Source organism: Streptomyces sp. ML-6 (assembly GCF_030116705.1).
GTDB lineage: Bacteria > Actinomycetota > Actinomycetes > Streptomycetales > Streptomycetaceae > Streptomyces.
In genome coordinates this window covers 3,491,410-3,509,912 of the sequence record NZ_JAOTIK010000001.1, presented here as the reverse complement: position 1 = coordinate 3,509,912, position 18,503 = coordinate 3,491,410, and the positions used below count along the sequence as shown (strand labels likewise).

The following is an 18,503-nucleotide window of genomic DNA, read 5'->3' as shown; positions in this document are numbered from 1 at the left end:
CAGTGAGCATGAATGAACCGTGAGTGATCCAAGTTCATCATCCCGTCACGGCGTGCGTCGCCGTTTTCCTTCCCTCAGCGGCCCGGATCGACCCCCGGGCGGATGAGGGAGGCGACGCAACCATGCGCGTGCTGTACCTGCTCAATATCTCCAACCCCGACCGGCTGTCGGCGGATTCGGGGTGGATCTTCGCGGATCTGCTGGCCCCGTCCCTGGCCGACGCCGGGTCGGAAGTGACCGTCGCGGCCCCGGCTGCGGCCGGGGATGCCCGCTGCGGATTCCACCGGACGAAGGTGCCCGGGACGAAGTACCGGGCCCGCTTCTCGGCGGACATCGACGAGTTGGTGGCTCTGATCGGTTCGGAGAAGCCGGATGTGGTGGTGGCCAACCAGATCGAGGAGGCCCCGGCCATCCGCACGGCTCTGTTGGAGGCCCGGTCGGATGCGCTGCTGGCCGGGTACTGCCACTACCTGCCGTTCTCGTTCGCGGGTGGTGGGCAGATGCTGCTCGACCCGTCGCTGGACGACGCGGGGCTCGGGCGGCCAGTGCTGCTGGCGTTCGCCGCGGGCCTGGCCGCGTGCGACCGGGTGATGGTCCACTCCTCCACGGCTGCCTCGTGGGTGTCGGCCGCTGCTGCCCGGATGACGGTGGACCTCGGCGACCGGCTGCGGGTGGTGCCCGCACCACGTGACGAGAGCCTGGTCCGCGACCCTGCCACGGTCCAGGCCGCCTCCGGCACGGGCGGCGCGATCGGTGTCTACAACCACCGGCTGTACGCGCACTACGGCACCGAGCAGTTCGTGGACCTGGCCCGCCGGCTCAGCGGCTCCGGTGCCGTGCGGCTGCGGGTCATGGACCTGTTCGGGCAGCGCCGGGCCGAGCGCAAGGGCCTGGACGACAGCCCCGAAAAGATGCGCGAGAAGCTCGCCGCGCTGCCGCACGTGCAGGTCGTCTCCGACCGAGGCGACCGCGTCCGCTACAAGAACCTGCTGGCCAGCGCCTGCTTCGGCATCGCCCCGTTCCGGCCCGGCTGCCCCTGGTCGATGAGCGTCATCGACTGCCAAGGCATGGGCCTGCCGGTCATCTCGCCCCGCCTGGGCTGGCTCGCCGAACACATCGACCCCGAGCTGTGCTTCACCACCCCGGACGAAGCCGTCGCCCTGGCCGAACGCCTCGCCACGGACGACGAGTTCCACGCCGTCCACGCCAAGCGGGCGCACGCCTCCACCGCCGACTTCACCCCCGCCCTGGTCGCCGCCCGCTACCTGGAGGCGATCTCGTGACCGGCTTCGACGCCGTGCTCCTCTCCTACGACGAGCCGATGGCCAACTCCCTGCACTCCCGCCTCCAGCGGACGCTCGGCGGCACGGTCAAGCGCCTGCACGGGGTGCACGGGATGCGCCGGGCCTACCGGCTGTGCGCCGAGGTCGTCGAGCGCGAGCAGTTCTTCCTCGCCGACGGAGACTTCGCCATCGACACTGACTTCGATCCGGCCACCGTCGACCCGCTGGACGAGGGCGTCTCCATGCGGGTGTGGCGGGCGGTCAACCCGGTCAACGGCCTGACCTACGGCTACGGCGGCCTGAAACTGATCCGCCGCAGTGCCCTGCGGGAGATGAGCGACGCCGTGGACGTACTCGCTGCCCTGCCCGGCCGGATCGAATTCACCCAGCACACCGCTGGAATCACGCGGTTCAACCAGAGCCCCTTCCACGCCTGGAAGGCCGGTTTCCGCGAGTGCGCGATGCTCGCCCGTGGCAGCGAGTACGGCATGGCCGACGACGACGCCCACCAGCGCGTCGATGCCTGGATGCTCAGCCGCAACGGCGAGTTCGCCTCCTACGCCGCCGCCGGGGCCCGGGAGGGCGTCTCCTTCGCCCGCCAGGCCGCACGTGGCCCGCAGCAGTTCGACCACCTCAACGACCCCACCTGGCTGCGGGAGAGGTTCACCGCCGCCCACGGGGACCAGGCGGTGTCCGGATGACCGGCCCGCTCGTACTCATCGAGCCGTACGCGAACCGCCTGGGCGGGCACCACCAGCGCACGCTGGTGGCCCTCGCCCAGGCCCGGCCCGGCAGCCTCGTCATCGCCCCGCACGGGATCGCCGCCGAGGCGGTACGTGCCTTGCGCGAGGCGGACGCCCGGCTGGTGACCGCACCGGCCGGGCTGGCGGCAACCGTGCTGGGGGCCGTCTCCCGGCTGGCGGCCGGGCTCTCCTCGGCCGGACAGCGTGTGTTCCGCTCGCGCCGCTGGCCCCGCTGTCTGCGGAGGATGCCGCACCAGATCACCCTCGTCGCCCGCTGCCTGACCGAGGCGTCCGCGCTGCGGTCCGCGCGCCGGTTGGAGTCCGGCGCCGACGCGGTGGTGATCCTGACCGCGAGCGAGGCCCTGCACGGGGCCGCCGCCCTCCTCGGCGGGCAGCCGCACCTGAGGTTTGTCCACGAGGCGGTCACTACCGAGGACGCCGTCGTGCGGCTGCTGGGTCGGCTTGCCCGCCGGGGCGAGCAACAGGTGATCGCTGTGTACCCGACGCAGGTTGTCGGCGATCAGTTCGCTTCGACCTTCGCCGACCTGCCCGCGGTGGTGGGTGCCTTCGTGGTCGACGACGGCCGCCGCCTGAGTGCTGCTGAGCGTGATGGAGGCCGGGCCGCGTTCGACATCCCCGCCGCCGAGGTCGTGGTCTGCCTGGTCGGCGGCTGGTGGCCTTACAAGGACATCACCGTCGTCGACGCTGCCCTGGACCGGCTCAAGGAGCCCCTGCACTTGGTGGTCACCGGCTCTCCGCTCGACGAGGCCGTCCTGCAGCGGTGGCGGTCCCTGCCCAATCTGTGGGTGCACACCGTGCCCGGCCCCGTCAGCGAGTCGGTGCTGCGGCTGGTGTACGCCGCCGCTGACGCCGCCCTCGTCACCCGCCGCCCCGGCACCGGCAAGGAGTCCGGACTCGTCATGGACGCCGCCCGCCTCGGCATCCCCCTGGTCATCTCCGAACACGACGACGCCCTCACCGCCCGCCTGCACGGCCAGCCCTGGGCCCTGACGTTCTCCGCCGGCGACCCGGACGCTCTCGCGGACGCCCTGTACACCGTCATCCGTCAGCCGCCCCCTCTGCCCGGCCCGGAGGCCCCGGGCCTGCTCGGGATGCGGTCGGCCGCCGCGCAGGCCGACTTCCTCACCCGCACCTTCGCCCCCTTGCGCATGAAGGAGTCCTGAATGCCGAGCACGCCTCCCGCGCTGATCGCCGTCGTCGGCCCCGTCGAGCCGCCGCTGCTGGCTGCCTGGACCCGCCACTACCGGTGGTTGGGCGTCGAGCGATTCCTGATCGCCTTCCACTTCCCCGACCACGTACCCGACCGGCAACGACATGAGCTCCAGGCCGCGTGCCGGGAGCTGGGCATCATCCCCACCGACACCAGCACCGGCCCGTGGCACGAGCACACCAACACCCAGCTCCGCGACGCCCTGCGGCACCGAGCCGGTCCAGGCTGGCACCTGCTTGCCGACGCCGACGAGTTCCAGCAGTACCCCGCCCCGCTGAACGAGGTGATCGCCCAGGCCGAGAAGTCCGGACACCGGGTGGTGGGCGGTCTGATGCTCGACCGCGTCGCCGCGAGCGGACGCCTGACCGGCTGGCGGCCCGAAGGCGGCCTCGATCTCGCCTATCCCCTCGGTGGTCACCTCACCCACCGGCTTCTGCATGGCGACCCGAGGAAGATCGTCCTCGCCCGCCACGACGTCACCGTCTCCTCCGGCAACCACCGTGCTCCGGGCCACCGGCCGGATGCGGACCGCATCTGCGCGGTTCACCATTTCAAGTGGCGCTCGGGCGTCCTGGACGACCTGCGCCGCCGGGTCCAGCACTTCACCACCGGCACCTGGCAGGAACACACCCCGGCCGTCCGCGACGAAGCCGGACGCCTGCTGGCCCACGTCGGCCAGCAGGGCGGTGCGATCAACACCAGCGATCCCCGGTTCGCCTTCCGCCGGGTGGGCCTGGACCGGATGCCGTTCAGCTGGTCCTCTGAAGCCCGCAGCATCTTCACTACCTGGCGTCCGCACGCCCACAGCGGCCAGGATTGACACACGACGCTCTCACGCGCGGACAGCATGTCGCGGAAGGATGACCACGTGCCCCTCGCCGTACTCCTGGCCGGTCTCGCCGGCTCCGGGAAGACCACCGTCGCCCAGGCCCTGGCCGACCGCGGCTACCTCCGGCTGTCCGTGGACGAGGAGGTCCACCGCCTGCATGGCCGGTACGGCGTGGACTATCCCGAGCACACCTACTTCGAGCGGGAACGGCCCGTGGTCGAAGCGACCCGGGACAGGTTCAGCAAGGAGATCGAAGCCGGGAACGACGTCGTCCTGGACCACGGCCTGTGGCGCCGTGCCGAGCGTGACGCCTGGCGGCAGGCCGCCCGTGAAGCGGGCGGCCTGCCCGTTGTCGTCTACCTCCCCGCCGACCGCGACGAGCTGCTGCGGCGCCTGGCCGAGCGCAACGAACGCGAGGACGCCAACGCGCTGACCGTCACCCCCGAGGCTCTGGATGACTTCTTCGCCCGCTTCGACCTCCCGGCCGACGACGAAGACGTGATTGTCTACACCGGCGACCTGGACGTACTGGTGGCGGCACTCACCGAGGCCCGGGGGCGGTAAGGCCGCCAGGGTCTTGGTCCGGAGGCCGTCAGCGGCACGACCCGTACGAGGCCGGGCCGCTGCGGTCGGCGGGCAGGCGGCGGACGTACCCGACTCCACGTGCGGCTCGTGGTGGGTGTGTCAGCGTCGCCGCGCCTGGGGCGACTGTGCTTGAGCGGCCGGAGCAGCCGGTGGTGAATGCACCGGCGTGCTCGAACGCCGTGCCGCGCTTTGCGCCTGTGCCGCACGCGCGTGGGCGCTGGGCGCCGACCTCGTACTGAGGCGTTCGACGCGCCACGTCAGGACCCGCGCGGGGCGGCGGGCATCGTCGAGCGCGCATTGGTCGACGGCCTGTTGCAGGAGCTGCTTCGGGTCGTGTCCGGCCTTCTGGGCGTCTGCGAGTACGGCTGCGAGTGCGTCGAAGGCCGGGTCCTGCAGGATCTGTTCCGCGCGATCGGGCACTGTCTGCCGGATGAGGAGGATGTGCCGCTCCACCACCTGACTGGGTGGCCTGCGCTGGGCGAGCACGGTCAGTGGCGCGACGGCGGTTTGTTCGTAGACGGCCTGGAGGTGGGCCAGGGCCTGGTGGGCGGCGGCCACCTGTTGGTCGTGGTGGCGGAGCTGGTGCCAGCGGGCGGGCATGGTGTTCCCGGCCGACTACCGGGCCGGATTCGCGAACGCGCAGGTCCGAGTGCCCTCAGCCGCCGCGCTCCAGACGGTCTCACCAGGCACCCTCTGGGAGAAGCCGACCAAGATCTTCTCCCAGATTTCTCCCAAACGATCTCCAGGAACGAGTCAGGGGCCTGATCCACTAAGTGGATCAGGCCCCTGACCTGGTACTTCGGCTGTCGGGGTGGCGGGATTTGAACCCACGACCTCTTCGTCCCGAACGAAGCGCGCTGCCAAGCTGCGCTACACCCCGATCGCCGCCGGTGTCCCGGCGACATCGATTACTTTAGCCCACCCGCGCCCGCAGACGAAATCCGGTTTTCGTGCAGCTGCGGGCGGGGGAGGGAGCGGGGTCAGTCCCGGGCCGTCAGGGTCAGCAGGGTCGCCTCGGGCGGGCAGGCGAAGCGGACCGGGGTGTAGCGGTTGGTGCCGCAGCCCGCGGAGACGTGGAGGTAAGCGCGGTTGTCCCCGACGGAGTGGGTGGACAGGCCCTTGACCCGGTCGGTGTCCAGGTCGCAGTTGGTGACCAGGGCCCCGTAGAAGGGGATGCAGAGCTGGCCGCCGTGGGTGTGGCCGGCCAGGATCAGGGGGTAGCCGTCCCTGGTGAAGGCGTCCAGGGAGCGCAGGTAGGGGGCGTGGACCACGCCGATGGAGAGGTCGGCGCCCGTCTCGGGGCCGCCCGCCACCTCCGCGTAGCGGTCGCGCTTGATGTGCGGGTCGTCCAGGCCGGTGAAGGCGAGCTCCAGACCGTCGATCTTGAGGCGGCCCCGGGTGTTGGACAGGTCCAGCCAGCCCGCCTCGTCGAAGGCGTCGCGCATCGGCTCCCACGGGTTGTGGACGACGCCCACCGCGGGGGCGTTCCCGTTGAGGCCGTGCTTGCCCCGGGCCTTCTCCACCAGGTAGCGGGCGGGGTTGCGGAGCTTGGGGCCGTAGTAGTCGTTGGAGCCGAAGACGTACACGCCCGGGAACTCCATCAGCGGGCCGAGCGCGTCGAGCAGCTCGGGCACCGCCCCGGGATCGGAGAGGTTGTCGCCGGTGTTCACGACGAAGTCCGGACGCAGGCCGGCCAGCGACTGCAGCCAGGCGCGCTTCTTGCGCTGTCCGCTCACCATGTGGATGTCGGAGACCTGGAGCACGCGCAACGGGCGTGCCCCCGGCGGGAGTACGGGGACGGTGATCCGTCGCAGCCGGAACGAGCGGGCCTCGAACCCGGCCGCGTAGGCGAGACCGGCCGCGCCGATCGCCGCGCCGACTGCCGTGACTTTCAGGGGTACTCCGTAGCGTGCGCGCATGCGCCCATCGTCGCAGAAACCGCGCGGCGAGCAGAAAACCGGCGGGCGCGGGCTGCCCCGTACCTGCCACAATCAGCACATGACCACGCTCAAGTCCAGGCTCAAGGAAGACCTCACCTCCGCCATGAAGGCGCGGGACGAGCTGACCTCGTCCACGCTCCGGCTGACCCTCACCGCCATCACCAAGGAGGAGGTCAGCGGCAAGTCGGCGCGTGAACTCTCCGACGACGAGGTGCAGAAGGTGATCGCCAGGGAGGCGAAGAAGCGCCGCGAGGCGGCCGAAGCCTTCGCCCAGGGCGGCCGGGCCGAGCAGGCCGAGCGTGAGAGGGCGGAGGGCGCGATCCTCGACGCGTACCTGCCCAAGCAGCTGAGCGACGACGAGCTGGGCGCGATCGTGTCCGCCGCCGTCGAGGAGGCCAGGGCCGCCGGGGCCGAGGGCCCGCGCGCGATGGGCGCCGTCATGAAGATCGTGAACCCGAAGGTCGCGGGGCGTGCCGACGGCGGCCGGGTGGCCGCCTCGGTGAAGAAGCTCCTCGCGGGCTGACCCGGGGCTCCGGCCCGCGCCCGGCCGGACGCGCGGTCGCCCCGGCGCATGAAGCCCAGCGCATGGAGTCCGGCACATGAGGGTGGGGCCCGGATCGATGCCGATCCGGGCCCCACCCTCGTTCATTCGTGCGGTGTGCGGCTCAGGGGCCCTGCGTGCCGCCGTTGGTCTGGCCGCGGTGACCGCCGCCGTTGTTGCCGCCGATCAGGTCCGGCGTGATGCTGATGCCGGGGAACGGGGTCTTGTCACCGGGCTTCTTGCCGCCCGGGCCCGGCCTTCCCCGGTCGCCGCCCCGGTCCCGGTCCCCCCGGTCGCCCTCGTCCTCTTCGTCCCCTCCGTCCGTCGGGGAGTCGGGGATGTGCACGGTATTGAAGGGGGGAGCGGCCACGCCGGCGAGGGCGCCCGTCATCGCGTCGCGCCAGATGGGTCCGGGGACCTGTCCGCCGTACACCTTGGCCTGGTACACGCCGCCGATCGTGATGTTTTCCATCTCGACGTTCTGGGCCGGGCTGCCGACCCAGACCGCGCCGGACATGTTCGGCGTGTACCCGACGAACCAGGCGTTCTTGCGGGCGTCGGTCGTACCGGTCTTGCCCGCGTTGTCGCGGCTCTGGAGACCCGCCTCCTGACCGGTACCGGAGTCCACCACTCCGCGCAGCAGGGTGTTGATCGTGTCGGCCGTCGTCTGCGACATGGCCTGCGAGCAGGAGGTGCGGGGCACGGGCAGCGAGCTGCCGTCCGCCTTCTTGACCGACAGGACGGCGACCGGCGTGCAGTACGTGCCGCGGTTGGCGAAGGCGGCGTACGCGCTCGCCATCGTCAGGGGCGACAGGCCGTTGGAGCCGAGGGTCAGCGTGGACGGGTTCTGCGGCAGCTTGGTGCCGTCGCCCTGCACCATGCCCAGCTTGTCGGTCATCTTCGAGACCGGGCACATGCCGATGTCCTGGAGCATCTGCACGAAGTAGGTGTTGACCGACATCTCCATGGCCTCACGCAGCGCGTACGGGCCCTTCTCGGACTCGTTCTCGTTCTCCACGTGGTACTTCGGCACGCCGTCGTTGACCCACGGCTTCCCGCAGGACTGCACCGTGTCCGGGTAGTCCATGTCGTACGGCGACGGGTAGACCTGGGTGGCCGGCTTGCCGCCCTCTATGGCGGCGGCGGCGAGGAACGGCTTGAACGTCGAACCGGTCGGGAAGCCGTAGTTCGAGCCGCCCATGCTCTTGTTGACCGAGTAGTTGTACTGCGTCTCGTCGGGCCCGAAACCGTACGGCTTGGACTGGCCCATGCCCATGATCCGGCCGGTGCCCGGCTGGACCAGGGTGACGGCCGTCGCGACCTTGTCCTTCTTGTAGACGTGGCTCTTGATCGAGCTCTGCACCGACTGCTGGGACTGCGGGTCGAGCGTCGTCCTGATCGTCAGGCCGCCCTGGTTCCAGATCTTGGCCCGGTCCTCCTTGGTCTTGCCGAAGACCGGGTCGTTGAGGAAGACGTGGCGCACGTAGTCGCAGAAGAAGCCCGCGCCGTTGACGGCGGTGATGCAGCCGTTCTGCGGCTTCTTGACCTTCAGTTTGACCGGGTTCGCCTTCGCCTTGTCGGCCTCGGCCTGCGAGATGTTCCCGACGTCCGCCATGCGCTGGAGGACGGTGTTGCGGCGCTTGGTCGCCTCGGCCGCGTCGTTGACCGGGTCGTAGCGGCTCGGCGACTGCACGAGGCCGGCCAGCAGTGCGGCCTCCTCCAGAGTCAGGTGCTTCGCCGACTTGGAGAAGTAGCGCTGGGAGGCGGCCTCGATGCCGTACGCCTGCTGGCCGAAGAAGGTGATGTTGAGGTAGTTCTCCAGGATCCTCTTCTTGCCGAGCTCCTCCTCGACCTGGATCGCGTACTTCAGCTCCTGGATCTTGCGGCCCAGGGTCTGCTGGGTGGCCTGGGCGACCTTGTCCGGGTCGTCACCCGCCTCCTCGACGAAGACGTTCTTCACGTACTGCTGGGTGAGGGTCGAGGCGCCCTGCGCGGTCCCGCCCGCCTGTACGTTGCGGTTCAGCGCGCGCAGGATGCCCTTGAGGTCGATCGCCCCGTGCTTGTAGAAGCGGGCGTCCTCGATCGCCACGATCGCCTGCTGCATGTAGGGAGAGATGTCCTTCAGGGGGACCACCGTGCGGTCGCGCGAGTACACCGAGGCGATCGTGCCGCCCTTGCTGTCCAGGATCGTGGTGCGCTGGCTCAGCGGCGGGGTCTTGAGGTTGGCCGGGATCTCGTCGAATCCCTCGACCGTCCCCTTGGTGGCGAGCCCCAGTGCTCCGGCGGCCGGCAGCGCGATGCCCGCGAGTACGACTCCGGAGAGTGCGGCGACACCGAGGAACTTGGCGGCCTGCTGGGTCGTCGAGAGACCCCCGCCCGAGCGCTTCTTTGGCATGGGGGCAGCCTACGTTCTCATTCGCCGGACACACGTATATGCCTTGGCCTAAGCTGCTCCCAACTGTCACAGCAGTCCGGTCCCGCATCAACCCCCGTGCACACCCGACCACGAACCAAGGCGTTCCCGAATTCGCCTCGTGTGTCGTTGAAAGTCCGTTGTGATCCAGGTGAACTGTCCCTATTTCGCCGGGATGGTCGCGCATGTCCTCACCTCACTCCCCTGGGTGATCTGCCGCATACTCATAGTCCGTTCGGGCCATCCAAGATTGGGCCCGACGGGGGTGTTGTGCTGTCGCCACCTTCCGTAACGTCCTCAACTGGCAGCGGTGAATATGCCGCTGCCGCCGTGGGGGAGCCTCGATTCGGGAGAGGACGGCGCCGTGATGGGCTGGGTAACCGACTGGAGTGCGCAGGCAGCCTGCCGCACTACCGATCCGGATGAACTGTTCGTACAAGGAGCAGCGCAGAACAGAGCCAAGGCGGTGTGCACCGGATGCCCGGTGCGGACCGAGTGCCTGGCCGACGCGCTGGACAATCGCGTCGAGTTCGGCGTGTGGGGCGGAATGACCGAGCGGGAGCGTCGTGCGCTGTTGCGCAGACGGCCCACCGTCACGTCCTGGCGCCGGCTGCTGGAGACCGCGCGCAGCGAGTACGAGCAGTCCGCGGGCATCCTGCCCGTGGCGATCGGACTGGACGACGAACTGCACGAGAGGTACGCCGCGGTGGGGTAGCGCGAACGAACGACCGGGCAGCTCAGACCGGGGCGGAACCGGTCGCGAGCCGGTGCCCGACGGCCCGAAGGCCTTCGAGATCATGTACATCACCGGGCAGTGCGGCCACTTCGGTCACGGCGACCTCGGGGTGCAGCGCGGTGAAGCGGTCGCGTGTGTGCTGTTCGCGCGCGACCACCTGCATCCGCTCGGCATGCAGACGCAGCAGGCCGGCGGTCAGCTGATCGACATGGCTCGCGTGGTCCTGGTGGTCCTCGTGGTCCATGTGCTCGGCAGGATCGGGAGTGGTGTCGGTGGTGGTGCCGGCTTCGGGCGGGGCGTCCGACCGGTCGGACGGGTCACGATGTCCAGCCTTCCCGGTCGTCTGATCCACAATGCCGACCCCGTCAAGATTTTCTGCGGCGGCCAGGGCGCGCTCGGCCGAGAGCCGGGCGGCTTCGCTGCCGTGGACGCGGTTGAGCACCAGGCCGGCCAGCGGCATGTCCTCCGCGGCGAGCCGTTCCACGAAGTAGGCGGCCTCGCGCAACGCGTCCCGCTCGGGGGTCGCGACCACGAGGAACGCCGTGCCGGGCGCCTGGAGCAGGGTGTACGTGGCGTCGGCCCGGGTCCGGAAGCCGCCGAACATGGTGTCCATCGCCGCGACGAAGGTCTGTACGTCACGCAGGAGTTGACCGCCGAGCAGCTTGCCGAGGGTGCCGGTCATCATCGACATGCCCACGTTCAGGAATTTCATGCCGGCCCGGCCGCCCATCTTCGCCGGGGCCATCAGCACCTTGATGAACTTCCCGTCCAGGAAGGAACCGAGCCGCTTCGGCGCGTCCAGGAAGTCCAGGGCGGAGCGGGACGGAGGGGTGTCGACGATGATCAGGTCCCACTCGTCCCGGGCGCGCAGCTGCCCGAGCTTCTCCATCGCCATGTACTCCTGCGTGCCCGCGAAACCGGCCGACAGGGACTGGTAGAAGGGGTTCTCCAGGATCGCGCGGGCCCGCTCGGCGTCCGTGTGCGCCTCGACGACCTCGTCGAAGGTCCGCTTCATGTCGAGCATCATGGCGTGCAGCTCCCCGCCGCCCTCGCTCTCGATGCCCGGGACCCGGCGCGGGATGTTGTCCAGCGAGTCGATGCCCATGGACTGGGCGAGCCTGCGGGCCGGGTCGATGGTGAGGACGACGACCTTGCGGCCGCGCTCGGCCGCCCGTACGCCCAGGGCCGCGGCGGTCGTGGTCTTGCCGACGCCGCCCGAACCGCAGCACACGACGATCCGGATGGCGGGGTCGTCGAGCAGCGCGTCGGCGTCCAGCGCGGGCGCGGACAGCGGGGACGGCGGGGACGGCGGGGACGGCGGGGACGGCGGGGGCGGGGCGGTGGCCGCGGAGGAGCTTCGGGGTGCGGAAGAGCCCCGGGTTGCGGAGGAGCTCCGGGGCGTGGACGTGGTCGGTTGCCGGCCCGCGGACGTGGCCGCGTCCGGTCTCGTGCGCTGTGTCATGTACCCACCCCTTGTGCCGCCCCTTGTGCAGGCCCTTCGCCCACGCCCTGCTTGCGCAGTTCGCCCGCCAGGTCGTAGAGACCGGCCGGGTCGATGCCCTCGCCGATCAACGGGAGTTCGTACCCCGGCAGTTCCAGGCCCGCGAGCACCGCGCGCTGATCGCGCTCCAGCTCGACCCGCTGGGCGTGCTCGGCGGCCTGCTCGACCAGGGGGCGCACCAGCGCCGCGGAGCCCGTCACCCCGGCCCGGGTCAGGGCCTTGGCGATCTCCTTGCGGCGGCTGCCCGAGGCGGTGCGCAGGGCGTCCTCGTCCAGCAGGTGCGGCCGCACCATGTTCACGATGACCCGGCCCACCCCGAGCCCGGCGGCCCGCAGCTCCGCGATGCCGTCCGCGGTCTCCTGCACCGGCATCTCCTCCAGGAGCGTCACCAGATGGACCGCGGTCTCGGGCGACTTGAGCACCCGCATCACGGCCTGGGCCTGATTGTGTATCGGGCCGATCCGGGCCAGCCCGGCCACCTCGTCGTTCACGTTGAGGAAGCGGGTGATGCGGCCGGTGGGCGGGGCGTCCATGATCACGTGGTCGTAGACGTACCGGTTCTGCTTGTCCTTGCGGCGGACGGCCTCGCAGGCCTTGCCGGTCAGCAGCACGTCCCGCACGCCGGGCGCGATCGTGGTGGCGAAGTCGATGGCGCCGAGCTTCTTGAGCGCCCGGCCCGCGCTGCCGAGCTTGTAGAACATCTGGAGGTAGTCGAGGAGCGCGCGCTCGGCGTCGATCGCGAGGGCGTACACCTCGCCGCCGCCCGGCGCGACGGCGATCTTGCGCTCCTCGTACGGGAGGGACTCCGTCTCGAAGAGCTGGGCGATGCCCTGCCTGCCCTCGACCTCCACGAGGAGGGTGCGCCTGCCCTCGGCCGCGAGGGCGAGCGCGAGGGCGGCGGCGACCGTGGTCTTACCGGTACCGCCCTTGCCGCTGACGACCTGGAACCTGCTCACGTATTCGAGCCTAACCAGTCGCACCGCGGGCTACGCACGAGGCTGCGCGTGCCGGGGATCACGCAGGCACTACAGTCGGGCCATGACCAAGTGGGAATACGCGACCGTGCCCCTTCTCGTGCACGCGACCAAGCAGATTCTGGACACCTGGGGCGAGGACGGCTGGGAGCTGGTCCAGGTCGTTCCCGGCCCGAACAACCCCGAGCAGCTCGTGGCCTACCTGAAGCGGGAGAAGGCGTAGTGGCGGGCGCAGTCGAGGCGAAGCTCGCCGAGCTCGGGCTGACGCTGCCGGCCGTCGTCCCGCCGCTGGCCTCGTACCAGCCGGCCGTGCAGTCGGGGGTGTACGTGTACACGTCCGGCCAGCTGCCGATGGTGGACGGCAAGCTTCCGGTCACCGGCAAGGTCGGGGCGGAGGTCACGCCCGAGGAGGCCAAGGAGCTGGCGCGGACCTGCGCCCTCAACGCGCTGGCCGCGGTGAAGTCCGTCGCGGGCGACCTGGACCGGATCGCCCGGGTCGTGAAGGTCGTGGGCTTCGTGGCGTCGGCGTCCGACTTCACCGGGCAGCCCGCCGTGATCAACGGCGCCAGCGAGCTGCTGGGCGAGGTGCTGGGCGACAAGGGCGTGCACGCGCGCAGCGCGGTGGGCGTCGCGGTGCTGCCGCTGGACGCGCCGGTGGAGGTCGAGGTCCAGGTCGAGCTGGCCGAGGCCTGAGCCGTACGTTCCGGCCGGGGCCCGAGCTGTACGGGACTGGGGTCCGAGCCGTACGTCGGCCGGGGCCTGAGCAGTACGTTCCGGTCGGGGTCCGAGCCGTACGTCGGCTGGCTACCCGACTTCCGGACCTGTTGATTCCGTTGATCCCGTCCGGTCATGGCGACCGGGCGGGATCAGCCGTGTACAGGGGCGGGCGCCTCCGGGGAGTGGATCAGTGCACCTCTCGAACATCGGCGCGGTTCCGGATAGCCTCCGGCCATGTCCAATGGTCAGTGGTACCCACCGGAATGGCCCGACCGGATCAGGGCACTCGCCGCGGGCGAGCTGAGCGCCGCGACCCCGAAGCGGGCCGCCACCGTGATGCTGCTCCGGAATCCCGTCGCCGACACCGGGGGCGGTCCCGCCGTCCACATGCTGCGCCGCCGCGCCTCCATGGCTTTTGCCGGCGGGGCGTACGCCTATCCGGGTGGCGGGGTGGACCCGCGCGACGACGACCGGCTCGTCGCCTGGGCCGGGCCCGCGCTGGACACCTGGGCCGACCGGCTCGGCGTCGGTACGCCGGCCGAGGCCCAGGCCATCGTCTGCGCGGCGGTGCGCGAGACGTACGAGGAGGCGGGCGTCCTGCTCGCGGGGCCGAGCGCGGACACGGTGGTCGGCGACATCACCGGCGCGGACTGGGAGGCCGACCGGCAGGCGCTGGTGGCCCGGGAGATCTCCTTCGCCGAGTTCCTGGACCGGCGCGGCCTGGTGCTGCGTTCCGACCTGCTGGGCGCCTGGGCGCGCTGGATCACCCCCGAGTTCGAGCCCCGCCGCTACGACACCTGGTTCTTCGTCGCCGCACTCCCCGAGGGCCAGCGCACCCGCAACGCCTCCACGGAGGCCGATCGCACGGTGTGGATCGCTCCCGGCGAGGCGGCCGACGGGTACGACCGGGGCGAGCTGCTGATGATGCCGCCGACCGTGTCGACGCTGCGGACGCTGAGGCCGTACGGGACGGTCGCGGAGGTCCTGAAGGCGGCGGATTCCCAGGACCTCACCCCCATACTCGCACAGGCGAGGCTGGAGGGTGACGAATTGGTGCTGAGCTGGCCGGGGCACGACGAGTTCACCAAGCACATCCCGGGCAGGGCGGACGGCAGCGACGCCGGTGCGGGGGTCGGTTCCGCTTCTGGCGCGGGCGGCGAGGCCGGCGCGGGGGGTGGGGCCATATGAGCGATGCGGCAGCGCTGCCCGGACAGCCGCGCGGTGCGGTCCTGTCCGGCCCCGCCACCACCCGGACCGTCAACGTCCTCGCCCCCAACGCCTCGCCGATGACGCTGGACGGCACCAACACCTGGATCGTCGCCGAACCCGACTCCGATCTCGCGGTCGTCATCGACCCGGGCCCGCTGGACGACGCGCACCTGCGGGCCGTCATGGAGACCGCCGAGCGGGCGGGCCGCCGGATCGCGCTCACCCTCCTCACCCACGGCCACCCCGACCACGCGGAGGGCGCGGCGCGCTTCGCCGAACTGACCCGGACGAAGGTGCGCGCCCTGGACCCGGCGCTGCGCCTCGGCGACGAGGGGCTCACCGCGGGCGACGTGGTCACCACCGGAGGGCTGGAGCTGCGGGTCGTGCCGACCCCGGGACACACCGCGGACTCGCTCTCCTTCCACCTGCCGGCCGACCGGGCCGTGCTGACGGGCGACACGATCCTCGGCCGGGGCACCACGGTCGTCGCGCATCCGGACGGGCGGCTCGGCGACTACCTGGACTCGCTGCGGCGGCTGCGCTCGCTGACCGTCGACGACGGCGTGCACACGGTGCTGCCGGGCCACGGGCCGGTGCTGGACGACGCACAGGGCGCGGTCGAGTTCTACCTCGCGCACCGGGCGCACCGGCTGGCCCAGGTGGAGACGGCGGTCGAGGCCGGACACCGTACGGCGTCGCAGGTGGTGGCGCACGTGTACGCGGACGTGGACCGGTCCCTGTGGCCCGCCGCGGAGCTCTCGGTGCGGGCCCAGCTGGAGTACCTGGGCGAGCACGGCCTGACAGAGACCGCGTGAGGCGTGAGGCCCCGCCGGGCGGCGGGGCCAGGCCCGGTCCGGGCCGACGCGGGCCGGACCGGGACCGCGCTCGGCGGGACCGGGCGGAAGGGCCGGGGGGAAGGGCCGGGGGGAAAGACCCCTCAGCCGGACCGGTCGGAAGGATCAGGCAGCGGGGCCCGTCAGCGGGACCGCTTCGCCAGGCGCTCCACGTCCAGCAGGATCACGGCGCGCGCCTCCAGGCGCAGCCAGCCGCGTCCGGCGAAGTCGGCGAGGGCCTTGTTGACCGTCTCGCGGGAGGCGCCGACCAGCTGGGCCAGCTCTTCCTGGGTCAGGTCGTGGACGACGTGGATGCCTTCCTCCGACTGGACGCCGAAGCGGCGCGACAGGTCGAGGAGGGCGCGGGCGACACGGCCCGGAACGTCCGAGAAGACCAGGTCGGACATCTGGTCGTTGGTCTTGCGCAGGCGACGGGCGATGGCGCGCAGCAGGGCCGCGGCCACCTCGGGGCGGGCGTTCAGCCAGGGCTGGAGGTCGCCGTGTCCGAGGCCGAGGAGCTTGACCTCGGTCAGCGCGGTCGCGGTGGCGGTGCGGGGGCCCGGGTCGAAGAGGGACAGCTCGCCGATCAGCTCGCCGGGGCCGAGGACCGCCAGCATGTTCTCGCGCCCGTCGGGGGAGGTGCGGTGGAGCTTCACCTTGCCCTCGGTGACCACGTAGAGGCGGTCGCCCGGGTCGCCCTCGTGGAAGAGCGCGTCGCCGCGTGCGAGGGTCACCTCACTCATCGAGGCGCGGAGCTCCGCGGCCTGCTCGTCATCGAGCGCCGCGAAAAGCGGGGCGCGCCGCAGAACGTCGTCCACGAGTTCTCTCCTTGTCGGCCTGTTCCGGGAACCGTGGTCCCCATCATGCCGGACGGTAAAACAGTGCGATCAATCACAAACCAGTTTGACGCACGGACGTGCCGAATCGTGCGGCAGGGGGCCGATCGGGGGCGGATGCACGGTGACCGGGGCGGATGTCGGTGCGTGGCTCTAGGCTGGTCGGGTGTCCAAGTCGCCGGTGAGAGCGCAGGCCGAGGGGGCTGATGGGGTGTCGGAAGGCCGTGATTCCGCTGTGGGCGAACAGGGCGTGAATCGTCCGGAACGGGGCGTGATCCGCCCGGGAAAAGCGACAAAAGACCCAGGGGGCGAGTCGATGGGCCTCACGGAGGAGTCGACGCCGAAGCCGAAGCCCGCCGTCGGGCGGGCCGGCCGGAAGCCGGAATCGCGTCTGGCGATGGTCCGCCGTGCCCGCAGGATCAACCGTGAGCTCGCCGAGCTCTACCCGTACGCCCATCCCGAGCTGGACTTCAGGAATCCCTTCGAGCTCCTCGTCGCCACGGTGCTGTCCGCCCAGACCACCGATCTGAGGGTCAACCAGACCACTCCCGCGCTCTTCGCCGCCTACCCCACCCCCGAGGACATGGCCGCGGCCGTCCCGGAGGAGCTGGAGGAGATCATCCGGCCGACCGGTTTCTTCCGGGCCAAGGCCAAGTCGCTGATAGGGCTCTCCGCGGCGCTCCGGGACGACTTCGGCGGCGAGGTGCCGGGCAGGCTCGCCGACCTCGTCACGCTTCCGGGTGTGGGCCGCAAGACCGCCAACGTTGTTCTGGGCAATGCTTTCGGTGTTCCGGGAATCACTGTGGACACCCATTTCGGACGTCTCGTACGCCGTTGGAAGTGGACGGAGCAGGAGGACCCGGAGAAGGTCGAGGCGGAGATCTGCGCGATCTTCCCCAAGAGCGAGTGGACGTTGCTCTCGCACCGCGTCATCTTCCACGGCCGTCGCATCTGCCACGCCCGCAAGCCCGCCTGCGGTGCCTGTCCGATCGCCCCGCTCTGTCCCGCGTACGGGGAGGGCGAGACCGATCCGGAGAAGGCCAGGAAGCTGCTGAAGTACGAGATGGGCGGTCGGCCGGGCCAGCGACTGAGCCCACCGGCGGACTACCCGGGCAGGCCCGCGCCGGCTCCGGGGGCCGACTGACACGCGGCGCCCGCCACGGCGCCGCCGGGGAACGAAACGCGTGACCACAGGCGTTGTGAGACGAGGGGTGCCCATGAGGACGCACGAACAGAGCAAGGAAGCGACAACCGAACCCGCCGTATCCGCAGTATCCGCCGCGGGAAACCGTTCCCCGAACGGTCCCGCGGCCGCCGCGAGGACCGGCACCATGGCCGCCACGACGACCGGCACCGGGGCCACTGCGGCCGGGGCCGGCCACGGCATCGGGCGCGACGCCGGGGTCACCGTCACGGCCGATGGCCTGCCCGCCTGGCTCGACCCCGTGGCCGAGGCCGCACGGACCGTCGCGCCCGATCAGCTCAGCCGCTTCCTGCCGCCCGAGAGCGGGGCCGGCCGGCAGTCCGCCGTGCTCGTGCTCTTCGGCGAGGGTGGGCAGGGCCCCGAGCTGCTCCTCATGGAGCGGGCCGGAAGCCTGCGCTCCCATGCGGGGCAGCCGTCCTTCCCGGGCGGCTCCCTGGACCCGGAGGACGGCGACCCGGCGACGACGGGGCCGCTCAGAGCCGCGTTGCGGGAGGCCCAGGAGGAGACCGGTCTCGATCCGCGCGGGGTGCAGCTCTTCGGAGTGCTGCCCCGGCTCTACATCCCGGTGAGCAGCTTCGTCGTGACGCCGGTCCTCGGCTGGTGGCACTCGCCGAGCCCGGTCGGTGTCGTCGATCCGGGTGAGACGGCCCGCGTCTTCACCGTTCCCGTGGCGGATCTCACGGATCCGGAAAATCGCGCGACCGCCGTCCATCCGAGCGGTCACCAGGGCCCGGCATTTCTGGTCGAATCTGCCTTGGTCTGGGGTTTCACCGCCGGAGTGATCGACCGGATTCTGCACTTCGCGGGCTGGGAGCGCCCCTGGGACACCACCAGGCAGGTGCCGCTCGACTGGCGCGCATGACAGGCTGGCTCCCGTGCTGACCCGTCCGGCCCCGTCCGGACCCAGCCGAAGGAAATGGGCCCGGTG

At 71.1% G+C, this 18,503-nt stretch carries 18 protein-coding genes, 1 tRNA gene and 1 pseudogene; 13 read left to right on the top strand and 7 right to left on the bottom strand.

The window, feature by feature from the left end; genetic code table 11:
- The first annotated feature begins 122 nt into the window (after window positions 1-122).
- The 5 genes from OCT49_RS15345 to OCT49_RS15325 are packed head-to-tail and all read left to right on the top strand — an operon-like array spanning window position 123 to window position 4,650.
- Window positions 123-1,283, top strand: a complete 1,161-nt coding sequence (locus OCT49_RS15345) for a glycosyltransferase (RefSeq protein ID WP_283852443.1) — start codon at window positions 123-125, stop codon at window positions 1,281-1,283.
- Entirely contained in the window at window positions 1,280-1,984 is a 705-nt protein-coding gene (locus OCT49_RS15340) for a hypothetical protein (protein WP_283852442.1), read from the top strand. Before OCT49_RS15345 ends, OCT49_RS15340 begins: the two co-directional genes overlap by 4 nt.
- Window positions 1,981-3,210: a glycosyltransferase gene (locus OCT49_RS15335; protein WP_283852441.1), complete on the top strand. Its 1,230-nt coding sequence runs from the start codon at window positions 1,981-1,983 to the stop codon at window positions 3,208-3,210. Before OCT49_RS15340 ends, OCT49_RS15335 begins: the two co-directional genes overlap by 4 nt.
- Window positions 3,211-4,077 (top strand): glycosyltransferase family protein, encoded by an 867-nt coding sequence (locus OCT49_RS15330; RefSeq protein WP_283852440.1) that lies wholly within the window; start codon window positions 3,211-3,213, stop codon window positions 4,075-4,077.
- A 48-nt stretch (window positions 4,078-4,125) separates the two neighbouring features.
- Window positions 4,126-4,650, top strand: a complete 525-nt coding sequence (locus OCT49_RS15325; protein ID WP_283852439.1) for a P-loop nucleotide/nucleoside kinase family protein — start codon at window positions 4,126-4,128, stop codon at window positions 4,648-4,650.
- A gap of 120 nt (window positions 4,651-4,770) precedes the next feature.
- Here OCT49_RS15325 and OCT49_RS15320 read toward each other — a convergent pair.
- The 3 genes and pseudogenes from OCT49_RS15320 to OCT49_RS15310 form a co-directional block, all read right to left on the bottom strand.
- A pseudogene (locus tag OCT49_RS15320) lies at window positions 4,771-5,265 on the bottom strand (mobilization protein); the annotation flags it as partial.
- A 212-nt stretch (window positions 5,266-5,477) separates the two neighbouring features.
- Window positions 5,478-5,551: transfer RNA gene (locus tag OCT49_RS15315), tRNA-Pro, on the bottom strand.
- A gap of 100 nt (window positions 5,552-5,651) precedes the next feature.
- A complete protein-coding gene (locus OCT49_RS15310) occupies window positions 5,652-6,590 on the bottom strand; it encodes a metallophosphoesterase (RefSeq protein WP_283852438.1) in 939 nt (312 codons plus the stop codon).
- A gap of 79 nt (window positions 6,591-6,669) precedes the next feature.
- Here OCT49_RS15310 and OCT49_RS15305 point away from each other — a divergent pair, with 79 nt between their 5' ends.
- On the top strand, window positions 6,670-7,134 hold the full coding sequence (locus tag OCT49_RS15305; protein WP_283852437.1) for a GatB/YqeY domain-containing protein: 465 nt from the start codon (window positions 6,670-6,672) through the stop codon (window positions 7,132-7,134).
- A gap of 142 nt (window positions 7,135-7,276) precedes the next feature.
- Here OCT49_RS15305 and OCT49_RS15300 read toward each other — a convergent pair whose 3' ends face one another.
- Window positions 7,277-9,547: a transglycosylase domain-containing protein gene (locus tag OCT49_RS15300; RefSeq protein WP_283852436.1), complete on the bottom strand. Its 2,271-nt coding sequence runs from the start codon at window positions 9,545-9,547 to the stop codon at window positions 7,277-7,279.
- Window positions 9,548-9,932: 385 nt separating this feature from the next.
- Between OCT49_RS15300 and OCT49_RS15295 the strand changes: the two genes are divergently transcribed.
- The gene (locus tag OCT49_RS15295; RefSeq protein WP_283855809.1) at window positions 9,933-10,280 is read left to right on the top strand and encodes a WhiB family transcriptional regulator; all 348 of its coding nucleotides are present in this window, start codon (window positions 9,933-9,935) and stop codon (window positions 10,278-10,280) included.
- A 22-nt stretch (window positions 10,281-10,302) separates the two neighbouring features.
- Here OCT49_RS15295 and bagB read toward each other — a convergent pair whose 3' ends face one another.
- Together bagB and bagA are read right to left on the bottom strand one after the other, a co-directional pair.
- Window positions 10,303-11,763 (bottom strand): ATPase BagB, encoded by a 1,461-nt coding sequence (gene bagB, locus OCT49_RS15290; protein ID WP_283852435.1) that lies wholly within the window; start codon window positions 11,761-11,763, stop codon window positions 10,303-10,305.
- A complete protein-coding gene (gene bagA / locus OCT49_RS15285; RefSeq protein ID WP_283852434.1) occupies window positions 11,760-12,758 on the bottom strand; it encodes an ATPase BagA in 999 nt (332 codons plus the stop codon). Before bagA ends, bagB begins: the two co-directional genes overlap by 4 nt.
- Window positions 12,759-12,840: 82 nt before the next feature.
- Here bagA and sp36 point away from each other — a divergent pair, with 82 nt between their 5' ends.
- The 4 genes from sp36 (at window position 12,841) to OCT49_RS15265 (ending at window position 15,517) form a co-directional block, all read left to right on the top strand.
- Complete coding sequence (gene sp36, locus OCT49_RS15280) at window positions 12,841-12,999, top strand: Sp36 family protein (protein ID WP_003967454.1); 159 nt, start codon at window positions 12,841-12,843, stop codon at window positions 12,997-12,999.
- Complete coding sequence (locus OCT49_RS15275) at window positions 12,999-13,469, top strand: RidA family protein (protein WP_283852433.1); 471 nt, start codon at window positions 12,999-13,001, stop codon at window positions 13,467-13,469. The genes sp36 and OCT49_RS15275 overlap by 1 nt, the downstream gene beginning before the upstream one ends.
- A 258-nt stretch (window positions 13,470-13,727) precedes the next feature.
- Window positions 13,728-14,681, top strand: a complete 954-nt coding sequence (locus OCT49_RS15270; protein WP_283852432.1) for an NUDIX hydrolase — start codon at window positions 13,728-13,730, stop codon at window positions 14,679-14,681.
- Window positions 14,678-15,517, top strand: coding sequence for an MBL fold metallo-hydrolase (locus tag OCT49_RS15265; RefSeq protein ID WP_283852431.1), 840 nt, complete (start codon window positions 14,678-14,680; stop codon window positions 15,515-15,517). The genes OCT49_RS15270 and OCT49_RS15265 overlap by 4 nt, the downstream gene beginning before the upstream one ends.
- A 161-nt stretch (window positions 15,518-15,678) precedes the next feature.
- Here the strand turns inward: OCT49_RS15265 and OCT49_RS15260 are convergent, their stop codons facing one another.
- A complete protein-coding gene (locus OCT49_RS15260) occupies window positions 15,679-16,353 on the bottom strand; it encodes a Crp/Fnr family transcriptional regulator (protein ID WP_148840632.1) in 675 nt (224 codons plus the stop codon).
- A gap of 229 nt (window positions 16,354-16,582) precedes the next feature.
- Here OCT49_RS15260 and nth point away from each other — a divergent pair, with 229 nt between their 5' ends.
- Both nth and OCT49_RS15250 read left to right on the top strand, forming a co-directional pair.
- A complete protein-coding gene (gene nth / locus OCT49_RS15255) occupies window positions 16,583-17,515 on the top strand; it encodes an endonuclease III (protein ID WP_502963468.1) in 933 nt (310 codons plus the stop codon).
- Window positions 17,516-17,702: 187 nt separating this feature from the next.
- Window positions 17,703-18,437 carry an NUDIX hydrolase gene (locus OCT49_RS15250; protein ID WP_283852429.1) on the top strand — a complete coding sequence of 245 codons (735 nt, stop codon included), beginning with the start codon at window positions 17,703-17,705 and terminating at the stop codon, window positions 18,435-18,437.
- Window positions 18,438-18,503: the final 66 nt, after the last annotated feature.